This window comes from Oligoflexus sp., assembly GCF_035712445.1.
Classification (GTDB): Bacteria; Bdellovibrionota_B; Oligoflexia; order Oligoflexales; family Oligoflexaceae; genus Oligoflexus.
The window spans coordinates 63650-78154 of sequence record NZ_DASTAT010000014.1; the positions used below are offsets into that span (position 1 = coordinate 63650).

Here is a 14505-nt window from a genome sequence, read left to right on the forward strand (position 1 = left end):
AGTTCGCTTTTGGAAGTCCTCTATGTCTTGATCGCCTTGAGTTTCGCCATGGCCGGCGTCGGCCTTCTGGCCTTTCTTTGGGCCAATGCATCAGGGCAGTTTCGGGACCTGAAAGGTCCCGCTGAGAAGATCCTTTTTGAAGATCAGGATAGTCATAAGTCTTGATCTTCATTTTTCCCGTCACGCAAGAGAGGAGTCAGCTTTGGTCCAGTCTAAGAGGGAAGTGGTAACGTACGACGATAAGATTGCGGCCTGGTTTTTGGCAGCCACTCTCATGTGGGGCATAGTCGGTATGCTCGTGGGTGTGTGGGCGGCCTTGGAGCTGGCCTTCTGGCCTGCCAACGGTGGAGTTTCCTTTCTCACTTTCGGACGCATCCGCCCCATTCATACCGATGCGATGATTTTTGCGTTCGCCGGTAATGCCTTCTTCTCGGGCATGTATTACTCCCTGCAAAGACTTTGCAAGGTTCGCCTGTGGTCGGATCTTCTATCCCGTATTCACTTCTGGGGCTGGCAGTTCATTATTCTGGCCGCCGCCGTGACCCTGGCTTTGGGCTACACCCAAGGCAAGGAATATGCGGAAATGGAATGGCCTTTGGATATCCTGATCGCCGTGATCTGGATCGTCATGACCGTCAACGTTTTCGGAACCCTCGCGATCCGCCGCGTCAAACATCTTTATGTGGCCATCTGGTTCTTCATCGCCTCGATCCTGACCATCGCCATGCTGCACGTGGTCAACGCCCTCTCCATTCCTGTGTCCTTCATGAAGAGCTATTCGCTCTATGCCGGTGTCCAGGATGCCTTGGTTCAGTGGTGGTACGGGCATAACGCGGTGGGCTTTCTCTTGACCACGCCCTTCCTCGGCCTGATGTATTACTTCATTCCTAAAACAGTCAACCGTCCGATCTATTCCTATCGCCTTTCCATCCTTCACTTCTGGTCGCTGATCTTCATCTATATCTGGGCCGGTCCTCACCATCTCCTTTATACCTCGCTCCCTGAATGGGCGCAGTCGCTCGGCATGGTCTTCAGCCTGATGCTGATCGCTCCCAGCTGGGGCGGCATGATCAACGGACTTCTGACCATGCGCGGCGCGTGGAATCGCGTGCGGGACGAACCCATCCTGAAGTTCTTCGTCCTGGCTCTGACCTTCTACGGTATGGCCACGCTCGAAGGCCCTCTGATGTCGATCAAGTCGGTGAACCTGATTTCCCACTACACCGACTGGACCATTGCGCACGTGCATGGCGGTGCTCTCGGTTGGGTCGGCGGCTTTGTCTTCGCCATGGCCTATTACATGGTGCCCAAAATCTGGGGCAAGCCTCTTTATAGCAAGTCGATGGCCAACAACCACTTCTGGATCGCGACCATCGGTATCCTCCTTTATATCTCGTCGATGTATGCTGCGGGTTTCACGCAGGCCCTCATGTGGTTCGCGACCAACGATGATGGTCTTCTGAAATATCCGCAGTTCATTGAAACCGTGGTGGCCATGAAGCCGCTCTATTGGACCCGTATGGTGGGGGGGACGATCTACCTCCTCGGCGCCATCATGTGTGCCTATAACCTTTGGAAGACAGCGAAGTCAGGCAAGCTGGTGGATGAAACCGCAGAGATCGTGGACGAACGTCACGGCGAAGCGAAGACCATTCACGAGAAGATGGAAGGTCACGCCGTTGCTCTGTCTGTTGGGGCTCTGATCGTCGTCGTCATCGGCGGCATCATCGAATTCGTTCCGGCCTTCATGATGGAAATCAAAGCGCCGATGGTGACAGCCCGTCCTTACACGCCGCTGGAATTGCAAGGCCGTGACATCTATGTGCGGGAAGGCTGCTACAACTGCCATAGTCAGCAGATCCGCACCTTCGCCAAGGAAGAAATGCGTTACGGTCCTGCCTCCACCGCCGCGGAGTTCGTTTATGACTATCCGTTCCAGTGGGGTAGCAAGCGGACCGGCCCTGACCTGCAGCGTCTGGGCGGAAAATATCCGGACCTCTGGCATTACCGTCACATGCTCGACCCGCGCAGCACCTCGCCCGGTTCGATCATGCCCGCGTATCCCTGGCTTTACGATACCAACGTGAACGTCGATGAGCTGGGGCCCAAATTGAATGCGCTGAATGCTTTGGGCGTACCTTACGAAGAAGCCACGAAGAAAGATCCGGTCTCGGCCTATAAGCAGCAGGCGCAGACCATCACCGAAAGCCTCGCCAAGGATGGTGTGACGGTTGTTCCCGAAGCGGAGATCGTCGCTCTGATCGCTTACATGCAAAAACTCGGTCGCGATTACAACAAGGATGCGAAGGAGGCCAGCCGATGAACATGAGTCTTGTGAAGACGGTCCTGGGCCAGTCGAATGTCGTCTGGTTTCAGCTCGGAGCCTTTCTGGCCTTCATGCTCCTTTTTATCGGAGTCTGCCTTTGGGTCTATCTGCCGGGCGCGAAAGCTTACTATGAAAAGATTGCCATCGACGTGGTCAAGGGAGAATAAAGAGCATGAGCGAGAAAAAAGTCCAGGACGTGGTTCGCCCGAATGTAGTCGATGGCATCGAGGAATACGATAATCCGCTGCCGCCCTGGTGGGTTTGGCTCTTCAACCTCACCATCCTTTTCGGGCTGGCTTATATGATCTGGTATCATGTTCTGGATAAGCCAGGGCTTGATGCGGAGCTTGCCGCGGATCGCCAGGAAATTGCGCAAAAAGCAGCCATGCAGAAGCCGGCCAATGCCAGTGCGGATGATCTTGCGGCCCTGGTTAAGAATCCAGCGCGCGTGGAAGAAGGCAAGGGAATTTATGCTGCGAACTGCGCTCCCTGCCATGGTCCAGCGGGTGAGGGGACGGTCGGCCCCAACCTGACGGATAAATTTTGGAAGCATGGTGGCGAGCCGGATCAGGTGCTGGCCACCATCACCGACGGTGTCCCTGCAAAAGGCATGATTGCGTGGGGACCGATCCTGGGTCAGCAGAAGATTGAATCGGTGCTGGCCTATGTCTTGAGTCTTCAGGGTAGCAATCCACCCAATGCCAAGGCACCTGAAGGTGACGCGTACTAGGAAGGAATTTGTATGTCCCATGAACCTGATGTTTTGCGAGCCCCTACCGTTGATGCCAGTGGCAAAAGGCGCTGGATTTACCCGGATCGGCGAACCGGTCGTCTGAGTCGCATCCGCGGGAAGCTCGCCGTCCTGCTCATGGCGATTTACATACTGGTTCCGTTCTCGACCTTTCGCGGTCTGCCGCTTTTCCGTTTTGATGTCCAGCAGGGCATCATCTATGCGGTCGGGCAGACCTTTCGCTTTTCTGATGGCTTTTATCTTGTCTTCGTTATTCTGGCCGGCGCCCTGGCCCTTGGTTTTGTGACCAGTGTGTGGGGCCGGATCTGGTGCGGTTATGCCTGTCCGCAAACCGTCTTCGTGGAGTGGATTATCCGACCCATTGAAGAATGGATCGAGGGGACGGCTCTGCAGCGGAGACGCCGGGACGCAGGACCAAAGAACCTCAACTATTGGCTGCGAAAGTTATCCAAGCATGCACTCTACGCCCTGGTGATCTGGGTGATCACCAACGCATTCCTTGGCTACTTTGTCGAACCCGCGCGTCTCCTGACCTGGTTTTCATCAAGTCCCGTGGCGCACCCCTTCGCTTTCGGTTTTATGCTGCTCACTTTCGGTGCGCTCTATTTTGATCTGGTCTGGTTTCGCGAGCAGTTCTGCTCCTTCCTTTGTCCCTATGCGCGCTTTCAGTCGGTGATGATCAGCAAAGCGACGCCGACCATTGCTTACGATATGAAGCGCGGTGAGCCGCGGGGCAAGCACAAGGATGGCGACTGCATCGACTGCGAACTTTGCGTGCGCGTCTGTCCCACCGGGATTGACATCAGAAATGGACTGCAGCTCGAATGTATTCAGTGCGGCCGCTGCGCCGATGCCTGCGACATGATCATGACCAATATCAAAAGGCCCAAGGGGCTGATTCGAACCGCATCCGAAGCCGCTTTGGAAGGTAAAAAACCGCGGCGCTTCCGGCTGCGTCCTGCCATCTATCTGACTTTGCTCCTGATCAATATCGGGATCATGGCTGTGGCCCTCGGGACGCGCTCGGATCTTCAGGTCACTGTCCTGCGCCAGCCGAAGACGACCTATACGATGATGGATGAGACGCACATCGGGAATTATTTCAGCATCCGAGTCGTCAATCGGAGTCGCGATGCGCATCCCCTGACCGTGCAAACCGATCCTGCCGTTCGCCTGATCTGCTCGCTCTGTAATCAGGTGCTGGCGCCGGATGCGGAAGAGAAAGGCAATCTCGTTTTGATCGTGCCGGCGACCTATGAAAAATCAGAGGTGGAGCTGAACTTTGGGGAAACCAAAGTCATTCTGCCTATCCTGAAGCCTGGAAAGACCTCGTAGACTGGTCGTAAGACCTTTCCTGACTTCTGCCATGGCCCGTGAAGGCCATGGCATTTTTATTACAAGGTCTTAGCGCAGACGGGCGATACCAGCGTCGACAGTTTGCAACTGGACGACCGCTTCCTCACCTTCACCGCTGACTTTCAGCAGTTGGTCCTGGGTGGATTCAGCGCCGGTGAAGGCGATGTCGTAAACATCCGCATCTTCCCAACTGTCCGATGCGCCCTGAGCCGCTGTCAGTTCAAACGCACCGAATTCATTGGCACCGCTTTCAACGACGACATAGCTGTAAGCTGCTGCGTAAAGCGCCGCGCTTTCATCAGCCAAGGCAGGCAGGTAGGTGTCGAGCAATTTTTTCGGAAACTCGTAGCGATAGCTTTGGCAGTCGCCGTCCTGAACAGCCTGAGGCTGAAGACGGAAAGCCAGGGAAGGATCCTGCGAACGGCCGCCGTCTTCAGCGATCCAGGCCGCCGGGCCGCCTTCCACGTAGATCACGTTATCCGGCGTGGGCGCGTCCACTGGTGTGGCCTGGGTCACGTTGATATCGAAAAGAGGCGACTGGGAAGCCGGCAGACCGAGGATGAAGGCCGCGCCGCGATCTTTCCAGTTGGGGAGTTTCAGCTCGGTCCCACCGATCGCCCATTCACGCGCCGTGTCGGTATACGCTGCTTCATCAAAGAGCACAACGGCGACGCGGGTATTGGGTGTGAAGGCTCTGACGCCGACAGTGACAGCGAAGTTCTCGCCGGATTCTTCAAACGATACGCGGCAGAGGTCAGCAGAACCTGCCGGCACGCCTGCTGGATAAGTGTACAGACCGTCGCCTTTATCATCACCTTGAGCATCTTTGAAATCCTGCTTCAGAGTGCCAGCGGCGAGTGGTGAAGCCAGAAGGAGCGACAGAACACTTGGTACGAGGATCTTTGCAGACATCACGAAGTCCCTTTCATAAAGTTCATGCAAGAAAACTAGCAGTCGATTCTGGTTTGCGGATGTTTCCTGAAACCAGTGCGCTTTTAAAATTTTTCGTGATGAAGAGTCAAAACTTTTTATGAGAAGCAGAAAGCGAAGTTACATTTGAGAATGTTGTTTCACGTCGTGACTTCTGTCGATCTCACGACAAAGCAGAACTTTCGTTCTGCTCCGGGACATAAGGCTCAATTTTTAAACAGCGCGCAGGTCGTCTGTTTGAATTGCGTCTTCACTTCGGGATGCATCCGGTTGCCAAGGCCAGTCAGATAACGGCAAAGGTGCTCGCGATTGTCATCAAGGTCCAAAGGCAGAGTGAACCAATCGCTCCCTGTCGCGTACTGCAGACGGCCGCTGTCATCGACGCTGAGATGCTTGATCATGTTGCTGTAAGGCTGACGATCGAAGGTCAGCGATGTGGCGACGGCACTTTTAAGATCGACGCGCGCGATCTGCCCATTGTTGCTCGTAACAAATACCGTGTCCGGATCGAGACCCTGGGCCAGAAGATCAAAGTTGGGATTATTCTTTTTGCCGAACACCTCATTCATGCTGAGAGACAGTTCGGGCTCCAGCGAGTCACTGTAAATGTCCAGGCTGCTGCTGCTCATCCCAACCCATTTCTTGAAATCGCGCGAGGGCGCAAGGGCTGTCACGCGGGATTTCAAGGCCTTCTTCGCCACGGCAAAGAACTCCGGTTTCTCAAGCGTTCCACGATAGCTCAGCTTGATAAGGATTTCAGGATAGCCAAGGTAAAGCTCCCCCGCGAAACGATCGTGAAAAATCTGGAGGGGTGCCGCCAGAGTCCCTGTGGCCACCGTTGTCGTGGACAGAATCGCGCCGCTGCTGGGTTTGACGGTATAGATCCTGGTTTCGCCTGGAACATAGAACCAGAAAAGATCGGGATCGCTGCTGGGGATGGCCAACGCGCTGGGAGGAATGGAAAGGTCCACGGAACGTTCCGTTCCATCCTGGTTTTGCAGGACAAACTGCAGCTTCTCGCTGCCTTTCAGAAGGATCAGTTCCTGACTTCCGTAAGGATAGACAGTCATGATGCGATCCTTGGGAAGAGTTCGACTCACACCCGGATTTTTAGCAAGTGATGCATAAGCTTGATTCAGGCTCAGCTCATAGCGATTGTAAAGACCTGTTTGAACCGGCATCGTATAAAGAACGGTTTCGCCGCCCCGGGCGATGGGAAAGACCGAAAGCTCATCACGCAGAAGGCGGATGGTGCGCCTCAGAAGGGAAGCGTTCGGGCTGATTTCACGGAAAAGATTTTGTTCCGACTGTAAAAGAGCGAGGTCGGCAAAGTCGATAGCCAAAAGCCGATCGCGATCAACCGGAAGTTGACCCAAAAACGCATTGGTCGCATCGTCCATGCGAGCATAAAAAAGATCAGGGGAGAAGGAGGGCTGCGAGACGGTCAGCGAATCGCCGAATTTCACAGGATAAGGAATCCTCAGTTCAGCAGGACTGAGCTTTTTGACCGTCGTCGGGCTGCCGAACACGCGACTCAATTCATAGTTATCATAAAGACCCAGGCCTTCATACCGAGCCAGGACCCGGCTCCGCAGAGCATCCCAACTGATCTCGCCCACGCGACCGGCTGCCGCCGAGAAAAGTGAACTGAAAGCTTCGTCCAGGACAGCAAAGGACTTATCATTGGCCAGGACGAAAATAAAATTATCCTGACTGATCAACTGCTGTGGCAGCTGATTCAGGATCGGTACATTGGGAGTTTCGATGGTTCCCGAAGCGTTAAAACCATAAAGTTTAAAGCTATTGCGATTGAACCGACTGCAGTAACTATAATAACGCGTGGCATCCGCCCCACCCAGGGCGAAGCTGAAGCGGCACTCCATATCATATTCAAACTCAGGGAACTCCACGGTCTTGCCCGTTAATCGGTCGATCAGAAAAAAGACCCCAATCCAATCGCTCATCACAATGAAACGGCAATCTTCTGAAAATTTAAGAGTCTTGATGCCCTCCAGACGCTTGGCATCTCCCGGCAGGGTCGTGACCGTATTCCCATCAAAAACCTGCAGACGACCATTCTGGACATAGGCCGTATAGCTTTGAGAACTGCAGGTGGATAGAGCCGAGCGATTCGTCAGACTGACTTCAGGGAACAGGGGCGCCCCATCCCGCACAAAAGAAAGACCATAGGCCGCCGGTCCCATATCGCGCAGGAACACATGAGCGCTCGCATCCTTCGTGCCCCTCAGTGTTCCCTGGTAATCCACCGCTTCCTTAAGGCCCCACTGGGCCACAAAGAAATCCTGGGCATCCCGCTGATGCTGAAAGACGGCAAGGTCCAAGGCCTTTTTCACGCGCTTCCGCTCATTTTCACTGGCAAGATGGCGATAGGTTTCAAGCGCCAGGAGCAGCTGCGTGGCCACGAGTTGAGTCTGTCCCGACTTTTGATAGACGCGGGCCAGCTCCAGCTTGTTTCTGATGTCAGCCAGCTTCACTTCGTCCACGATGTCGATATCCAAAGCCGCCCAGTCGCTGCGATTGTTAGCCGCATCGATCCCGCGATAGACAAATTTCCAGGATCCATTGTCCGGGACCACGATAGGGTCATTACTGATCGAAGGATTGCTGCACTCGCTGGCCGCGGTGCCGGCTGCGACAAAACAATATTCGACCAGTTCCGTCGCCGTCCTGTTCAAAGACTGCCAGGCCACCCGCGTGCTGGGCCGCAGCTCAATGAATTCATTGGAGAGTGCGAGGCCATCGGCGGCCACGAGTTCGATCTGGGGCGACTTGCGATCGACCACAAGATCGCAGTTGAAAAATTGCGGCACAGCGCCTTCAGAAAAAAGAGGATTCAGCTCGAAGCGGAGATCATAGCGGCCGTTGTTCAAACCACTGATATCCAGGGTCGGAGCTGCCGCCTTCTCGTTGACAAAATTCCAGTTGCCACGAGCCTTTCCATCCGCGATGGCGTCCGCCTTGATTTCATAGCCGGTGGCGGAGTGATCTTCAAAATTAATGGGGAGCGCGAGAGTGAGCTGATTGCTATTGATGATTTGATCACAGGTTTTTCTGAGGGTGCCGTAGGTATAGGGTTCAAGCTGGATGCGGCTCAGGCGTTCACCTTCCAGGCTATCCGGGTCCAGGATGAGACCTTCGGACCCCACGCGTGAACGGACGATCAGCGCGGCACGTTCCTTGGGATCGAGCTGAAGACAGTGGCCACGCGTCGCAAGGGGCTTTCCCGGATGATCGAGCCAACGGAAAGCAAATTCCGAGGCTTTGAGCCCCTTTCCTTCACTGTCCAAGACCTTGACATATGAACGATCTGCATCGACCTCATTGATCCCGCACTGGATCTTTATCTCATCGACAGTATTGGAGAAAAAAGAGCAGGCTCCAGTGAGCATCGCGCTCAGGGCAACGAGCAGATAAAGGGATACAGGTAAGTGCATGATAATCGGCTCCAAAACATCCAGCACATGAGCAAGGGAACAGCAGCAGCAACCACGCGAAGGAGCGCGCGTTCACGGTTTTGCAGCTTTCACGCCAAATGTGCAGCTAAACCTGTGCAAGGCAACTCATCCCGTGCAGAGGTCTTGGTTCATGCTGTCCAGCACGTATGGCCTCTTGCCAGTTTCGTTTTCCGACTTATCTTGAAGTTCTGAGTTCGTTAACCCGTTTTCGACCAAGGATAACCGTTATGTCAAACATTCTGTTCTCGCCTGCAACGCTCGGCTCTCTGAAACTCAAGAATCATATTGTGATGGCACCGATGACCAGGAATCGTGCTTCCGACTCAGTTCCGAATGAACTGATGGCGGAATATTATCGGCAAAGGGCCGGGGCCGGTCTTATTATCACCGAGGGCACATCCCCTTCGCCCAATGGTCTGGGTTACGTTCGCATTCCGGGTCTCTTTTCCCAGGAGCATGTCAAAGGCTGGCGCAAAGTCACCGATGCTGTGCACGCGGAGGACGGGAAAATTTTCGTGCAGCTGATGCATACCGGACGCGTGTCTCAACTTAAGAACATGCCGGCCGGCACCCGCGTGCTGGCTCCTTCGGCGATTGGCATGAAGGGTGAGATTCATACAGATGTCGCGCAGATGCAGCCTCATTCTGAACCCGAAGCCATGTCCGAAGCCGATATCCAGAATGCGATTCAGGAATATGTGAACTCGGCGAAGCTGGCCATCGACGCCGGCTTCGATGGTGTCGAGCTGCATGGGGCCAACGGTTATCTTATCGATCAGTTCATCAATCCGGCCTCGAATCAAAGAACCGATGCCTGGGGCGGAACGCCGAGCAAGCGCCTTGAATTCGCGGTGCAGGTCGCCCAGAAAGTGGCTGCGGCCATTGGCAGTGCGAAGGTTGGCATCAGGGTGTCACCTTATGGTGTCTTCAACGAGATGCAGCACTTTCCTGAAATCGAAGCAGCCTACGCGGAACTGGCTCAACGTCTTTCGCCTCTGAAACTCGCTTATATCCATATCGTGGATCACAGCGCGATGGGCGCCCCTGAAGTCGGCGCGTCGGTGAAACAAAAAATTCGCGCGAATTTCGAGGGGGCCTTGATTCTTTCCGGCGGCTACGACGCAGCGCGAGCCGAACAGGACCTCCAGGAAAAGCGTGCAGAGCTGATCGCCTTTGGACGTCCCTTCATCAGCAATCCTGATCTCGTCGAGAAATTGAAAGCCGGGCGTCCCTTGCGGGATCCTGATTTCACGACCTTCTATACACCGGGAGCAAAAGGTTACACGGACTACCCTCGCGGCTGAAGCGCGACCCTCAGTCGGCTGGACTGTAGCCGCCAGCCGACGCCTTGCCATCTTTCGGCTAGTTGTATTCCCCTATTGTCGCGAGCGTGGGGTACTGCTAGTTAAGTTGCTTGGAACGAGGGAGAAGGCTTATGCGTTTTGTCGGAAGGATCTTTGGACTTACATTTGCGGTGGCAACCATTTTTCTGGCCTTGCATTATTTCAATTGGCGTCGCTCCGTTCAGAGTGAAAGGGCCATGGGTCAGGAACTGAACGCCAAAGTCTGTGAAGATGAGCTGCAGACCTATGCTGACCGTATACAAAAAGACTATAAGGTCCACGGCCTGGATCGGGCCATGTTTTTGAATAAGGAATTTTCCCGCGACTGCCTCGATAACCCTGTTCATATTGAGTTTAGTGGGGAAAGTTTTTCGGTGACCAGCGCGGGCTTTGACCGCATCGAGGGAACCAGGGACGATTTCACGGCCTCACCCCGTACCCACCATAAATAAAAGCCCTTTCTATTTTGTTCAAAATATTCAGGACTTGGAACCCTTGAGCAGAGCCAGGCACTCAGGTTGAAACGCGGTTTTCCGTTAAGGAGAGGAACACCCTGAGGAGTTTCAGCCATGACGGTCGACAAGAGCCTTATTCACGAAGTCAATCAGAGCCTGGGACGCTGCATCCTGCACTCCGGGTTCATGGAAAAGTTCTATACGAATTTCAAAGCCAGTCATCCTTCGATCCCACCCTTCTTTGTGAAAACGAACATGGCCACGCAGCATAAGCTTCTGAAGGAAGGCATCACCTTTCTTCTGATGAGTGCGGGTGGGTCGGCCTTTGCTCAAACCGAAATGAAAAAACTCGGCGTACGTCACGACCCGTCTCATTTGAATGTGAAGCCTGAACTCTATCGCTACTGGGTCGAGGCTTTGATGAAGACCGTGAAGGAATTCGATCAGAATTTTACGGCTGAGCTTGATAAGAAATGGCGAACGGCTTTGCAGATTGGCATCCAGCAGATGATCGACAGCTATCAGACGCCCCAGAAATTGGCCTGAGTCCTTGCCATCCCAAAGGCAATGTTTTTGCATTGAGCATCCTGGGCTGTAGTCTCGGGTGATCTTTGGGAGGGCGGATATGCGACAGCTGCTGATCGTACCCCTATTCGGTTGGGCACTCTTCTCATCTTCCTGTCAAAAAAGTGAAAGCAAGGGCGAGGACACTCCGCCCATCAACACGGTGGACTCAAGCGTTCAAAATCCTGAAACGCCGTCCGAACAAAATTCGGGGGCTCGGCCATCTCCAGGCGGAGTCGTGCCTGGACTGCCGCCAGGACCAGGAAACCCTGAAAAACCCGCAGGACCGGCCGCCCCTCCTCCTCAGGAACCTGCTCCAACAGAAGGTGTGATCAGCCTCAGCATTCAGAGTGAAGGCGCCTTCCTGATCGGACACAAAAAAAAGCTGCGGGCCATCGCCCAGTATGATGCCGGAGTGCAGCGTGATGTCCCTGCCGTATGGACTCTTGTGACCAATGAGGCCGAGGCCACTTTGGACAGTGATGGTCATATCAAGGCCAAAAAGAAGGGCAAGGTGGGAGTCCGCGCTGCCTTTGGAGGACAGCTGGCCGAAGCTGAATTCACGAGCGAAGAGCCCATGCTGAAGCATAAAGAGGATCAGTTCTGGGTCTATCGACTGAATCGTGAAATGCTTTCTTTCAATAGTCCTTGGGACAAGGTCGCCGGGAATGGCATCGTGCGCTCATCCAAGGATATGCCGGACTTCGCCAAAGACTGCCTGGATGAGGCCCGGCAGAATTTTTCCATCATTCAGAATCAAGCCTCGGTGAAAGAACGTTTCGGGGCCTTGATCGGTGGCGGCACCACCGCGCAGCTGATCTTCCTGGTCAACGTCGTGCCGGTTGATGGACGCCGCAGTGATCTGAGGCGTCTCGATCGTGACGCCTACTTCTGGCATTGGATGCGGGAAGATCAGCGGCCTTCCTTGACCATGAGCCGTTTTCAGCAGGGAAGCTGGGTGTGGGAAGTGATCGCCAGTCCCGGTGAATGCCTGCAGCCGGATCCCAAGGAAATTCAGCGCTATCTCGATTATGTCGCCATGCGGCTTGTTCACGTGCAGTAAGGAGTGTCGTTCATGAACAGACTTCTCAGGCTCTCCGCTTTGTCTTCGGCTCTTTTTGCCCTTGGCTGTCAACCGGATTCAGGGTCCGAGGTCAAGGTTACCAATGTGAATCATACGCCCGTCAAGCGTCAGGCCATCGGCAATTGCTGGCTCTATGCGCAGGCCACCTGGTTGGAATCGCTTCTGAAGAGCACCACGGGCCAGGATATCAATGTGTCTGAAACCTACTGGACATACTGGGACTTCTACGAAAAGCTCTTGGCTGGGGAACCGATCCCGGAAAAAGAACTCAATGCCGGCGGCACGTGGTTTCGCTCCAAATCCATTATCCAGAAATATGGCTGGGTGGAGGAAGGCCAGTTCATTGCCTCGGAAAATGATGCAGTCATGTCACCTGCTCAGGACTGTGCCGAAGCCTATCTCCTTCTGCAGGGAAAACCCGGCGGTACGCTCGCTGACATTAAAAAGCGCTCGCCCGAGCTGGTGCGTTCCGAACTCAATAAAGCCTTCAGCTGCTATGGCACTGTGAATTTCAATATGGATGAGACCTGGAACAATCGGCACAAGGCCGAAGACACCATCATTAAGGATGTGAAGACTGGTGATGAGAACACCCTTGCCGTCTGGCTCAACCGCTGGCAGGAAATCAGCAGTCCCGCCTACAACACCTGGGGCCCTTATGAAGGCAAAAAGCTGGGAACGGAATCCGAATTCAATGGCTTCAAGGTCATTGAGCAAAAAATCAAAAAGGCTTTGAATGATCACCAACCCATAATGATTTCCTTCTTTGTGAGTTTCAATGCGCCCAACGCCGACGGCTTTTTCAACCTGAATACGCTGGCGAAAGCCGGGAGCCTCGGGGATAACGGCGGCCATATGCTGGTGCTGCATGACTATACCGTGAAGGATATACCGGAAGAAGCCGGATTCACCTCGCTTGGTGAAGGGGACATGGATCCCCAGCTCAAAGAAGCGGCGCTGCAGGGAAATTTGGATTATCTGGTGGCAAAAAATTCCTGGGGTTTCGATCGCACGGATCGTCCCTGGCTCAAGGACGGATACAGTCGGATCACCTGGGATTATCTCAGGAGCCGATATTTTGAGGAAGAGACCGGACGCTTCCAGCCCTTCCTCCGCAGTGTGATTCTGCCGCCAGGTTACTGATCAATCGCGGCTGGGGATCGCGCTCAGGTCGAGCAGCATCGCGCCTCCTGCTGCGGCTATCGGTGTCCGCGTGGGTGGGAAGACTTCCACAGCCAGGCGATTCAGGGCCGCGCGATAAAACTTCGCTGACTTCAGCTGGGCCTCATCGCCTTCGCGCATCACGCGTGGAATTTCCGTGTGAATGGCTGGACCCGGCGTCACATGATTGATGGAACCACACTGCTTGGTCTGACCTGCGTTGAAGAAAACCGTATCCACCGGCTCGATCACGATGGTGATACCGGCAATGCCAGCCTTGGCCAGCTCTTCGCTGAAGATTTTCCGAACTTTCTCCGCTTCAGCGGCTGTAATGCGTTCGGTGGCAACTTCCAGACTCGCTTCCAGACCGACTTCGCTTTGACCATGAATTTCAAAATAAAGTGCAGGCTTCGGCGCGAGCCTATCCATATGCGCTTTGTAGGCGTCATACACCATTTTCGATGTGGCAAGGTTCGCAGGGTTCGTGCAGACATCATTGGTCAGGGTGCTGGGGCGATTCACGTTATGCTGAAGTCCCGAGGGCGCATTGCCGCGAAAGGAATGCGCAATCATCTGACTCCAGATCGGATAACCGGCGGGGATGGTTGCGGGAAAGATGCTGTGCGTGATCGCATCCGTACCGGCATCAAACCAGCCATGAGGAGCGGCCAGAAGGTATTTGGCTTCCGGTCTTTGAACGGTGAGGAAAGATCCCTGCGCCACTCCATTGAGCGTGAGGTTCTCACAGGCCCATGGCTTTTGATAGGGATCCTTGCAGCCATAGGTATCGCCGGGAAATGGTTTCACCAAAGTCACGGCGGGAAGTTCAGGTATTTTTTCCGCGGGAGCGGCCGGGGTCTTGGGTTCCGTCTTGACGTCCGCATTATCCTTCGGTGCCTCGGCATCCGCGCTGGGACCCTGTGTCACGGACTGCTCCACCTTTTCAGAACGCTGGCTGATCGTGGACTTTTCCGCGCAACTGACAAGACTCAGAACGATTCCCATGCCCAGCAGCAAGTTCTTGTGTTTCATCGTGATACCCTTGAATTGTTTTAAGCC

At 54.4% G+C, this 14505-nt stretch carries 13 protein-coding genes; 10 read left to right on the plus strand and 3 right to left on the minus strand.

Going from position 1 to position 14505, the window contains the following annotated elements; all coding sequences use genetic code 11:
• The first annotated feature begins 9 nt into the window (after positions 1-9).
• The 5 genes from ccoS to ccoG are packed head-to-tail and all read left to right on the plus strand — an operon-like array spanning position 10 to position 4412.
• Positions 10-165, plus strand: coding sequence for a cbb3-type cytochrome oxidase assembly protein CcoS (ccoS, locus tag VFO10_RS02360; RefSeq protein ID WP_325137066.1), 156 nt, complete (start codon positions 10-12; stop codon positions 163-165).
• A 37-nt stretch (positions 166-202) separates the two neighbouring features.
• Entirely contained in the window at positions 203-2323 is a 2121-nt protein-coding gene (gene ccoN, locus VFO10_RS02365) for a cytochrome-c oxidase, cbb3-type subunit I (RefSeq protein WP_325137067.1), read from the plus strand.
• Positions 2320-2493 carry a hypothetical protein gene (locus VFO10_RS02370; protein WP_325137068.1) on the plus strand — a complete coding sequence of 58 codons (174 nt, stop codon included), beginning with the start codon at positions 2320-2322 and terminating at the stop codon, positions 2491-2493. The genes ccoN and VFO10_RS02370 overlap by 4 nt, the downstream gene beginning before the upstream one ends.
• A gap of 5 nt (positions 2494-2498) precedes the next feature.
• On the plus strand, positions 2499-3056 hold the full coding sequence (locus VFO10_RS02375) for a cbb3-type cytochrome c oxidase N-terminal domain-containing protein (RefSeq protein WP_325137069.1): 558 nt from the start codon (positions 2499-2501) through the stop codon (positions 3054-3056).
• 12 nt (positions 3057-3068) lie between these two features.
• A complete protein-coding gene (ccoG, locus tag VFO10_RS02380; RefSeq protein WP_325137070.1) occupies positions 3069-4412 on the plus strand; it encodes a cytochrome c oxidase accessory protein CcoG in 1344 nt (447 codons plus the stop codon).
• 69 nt (positions 4413-4481) lie between these two features.
• On the opposite strand, the gene VFO10_RS02385 is transcribed toward ccoG, so the two are convergent.
• Both VFO10_RS02385 and VFO10_RS02390 read right to left on the minus strand, forming a co-directional pair.
• Positions 4482-5345, minus strand: a complete 864-nt coding sequence (locus VFO10_RS02385; RefSeq protein ID WP_325137071.1) for a hypothetical protein — start codon at positions 5343-5345, stop codon at positions 4482-4484.
• A gap of 224 nt (positions 5346-5569) precedes the next feature.
• The gene (locus VFO10_RS02390; RefSeq protein ID WP_325137072.1) at positions 5570-8818 is read right to left on the minus strand and encodes a hypothetical protein; all 3249 of its coding nucleotides are present in this window, start codon (positions 8816-8818) and stop codon (positions 5570-5572) included.
• A gap of 248 nt (positions 8819-9066) precedes the next feature.
• Between VFO10_RS02390 and VFO10_RS02395 the strand changes: the two genes are divergently transcribed.
• The 5 genes from VFO10_RS02395 to VFO10_RS02415 all read left to right on the plus strand — a co-directional run bounded on the left by VFO10_RS02395 (position 9067) and on the right by VFO10_RS02415 (position 13428).
• Complete coding sequence (locus VFO10_RS02395; protein ID WP_325137073.1) at positions 9067-10143, plus strand: alkene reductase; 1077 nt, start codon at positions 9067-9069, stop codon at positions 10141-10143.
• Between the two features lie 131 nt (positions 10144-10274).
• Positions 10275-10634: a hypothetical protein gene (locus tag VFO10_RS02400; protein WP_325137074.1), complete on the plus strand. Its 360-nt coding sequence runs from the start codon at positions 10275-10277 to the stop codon at positions 10632-10634.
• A gap of 117 nt (positions 10635-10751) precedes the next feature.
• On the plus strand, positions 10752-11183 hold the full coding sequence (locus VFO10_RS02405; RefSeq protein ID WP_325137075.1) for a hypothetical protein: 432 nt from the start codon (positions 10752-10754) through the stop codon (positions 11181-11183).
• Positions 11184-11262: 79 nt separating this feature from the next.
• Positions 11263-12264, plus strand: coding sequence for a hypothetical protein (locus VFO10_RS02410; protein WP_325137076.1), 1002 nt, complete (start codon positions 11263-11265; stop codon positions 12262-12264).
• A gap of 12 nt (positions 12265-12276) precedes the next feature.
• Positions 12277-13428 carry a hypothetical protein gene (locus VFO10_RS02415; protein ID WP_325137077.1) on the plus strand — a complete coding sequence of 384 codons (1152 nt, stop codon included), beginning with the start codon at positions 12277-12279 and terminating at the stop codon, positions 13426-13428.
• On the opposite strand, the gene VFO10_RS02420 is transcribed toward VFO10_RS02415, so the two are convergent.
• A complete protein-coding gene (locus tag VFO10_RS02420) occupies positions 13429-14478 on the minus strand; it encodes a hypothetical protein (RefSeq protein ID WP_325137078.1) in 1050 nt (349 codons plus the stop codon).
• Positions 14479-14505 lie beyond the last annotated feature (27 nt).

Excerpts from the sequence above, each read along its gene's own strand:
- VFO10_RS02410 (WP_325137076.1), top strand. The coding sequence starts at position 11,263 with ATGCGACAGCTGCTGATCGTACCCCTATTCGGTTGGGCACTCTTCTCA.
- VFO10_RS02395 (WP_325137073.1), top strand. The coding sequence starts at position 9,067 with ATGTCAAACATTCTGTTCTCGCCTGCAACGCTCGGCTCTCTGAAACTC.
- VFO10_RS02420 (WP_325137078.1), bottom strand. The coding sequence starts at position 14,478 with ATGAAACACAAGAACTTGCTGCTGGGCATGGGAATCGTTCTGAGTCTT.
- VFO10_RS02415 (WP_325137077.1), top strand. The coding sequence starts at position 12,277 with ATGAACAGACTTCTCAGGCTCTCCGCTTTGTCTTCGGCTCTTTTTGCC.
- VFO10_RS02390 (WP_325137072.1), bottom strand. The coding sequence starts at position 8,818 with ATGCACTTACCTGTATCCCTTTATCTGCTCGTTGCCCTGAGCGCGATG.
- VFO10_RS02385 (WP_325137071.1), bottom strand. The coding sequence starts at position 5,345 with ATGTCTGCAAAGATCCTCGTACCAAGTGTTCTGTCGCTCCTTCTGGCT.
- VFO10_RS02400 (WP_325137074.1), top strand. The coding sequence starts at position 10,275 with ATGCGTTTTGTCGGAAGGATCTTTGGACTTACATTTGCGGTGGCAACC.
- VFO10_RS02370 (WP_325137068.1), top strand. The coding sequence starts at position 2,320 with ATGAACATGAGTCTTGTGAAGACGGTCCTGGGCCAGTCGAATGTCGTC.
- VFO10_RS02375 (WP_325137069.1), top strand. The coding sequence starts at position 2,499 with ATGAGCGAGAAAAAAGTCCAGGACGTGGTTCGCCCGAATGTAGTCGAT.
- ccoG (WP_325137070.1), top strand. The coding sequence starts at position 3,069 with ATGTCCCATGAACCTGATGTTTTGCGAGCCCCTACCGTTGATGCCAGT.
- VFO10_RS02405 (WP_325137075.1), top strand. The coding sequence starts at position 10,752 with ATGACGGTCGACAAGAGCCTTATTCACGAAGTCAATCAGAGCCTGGGA.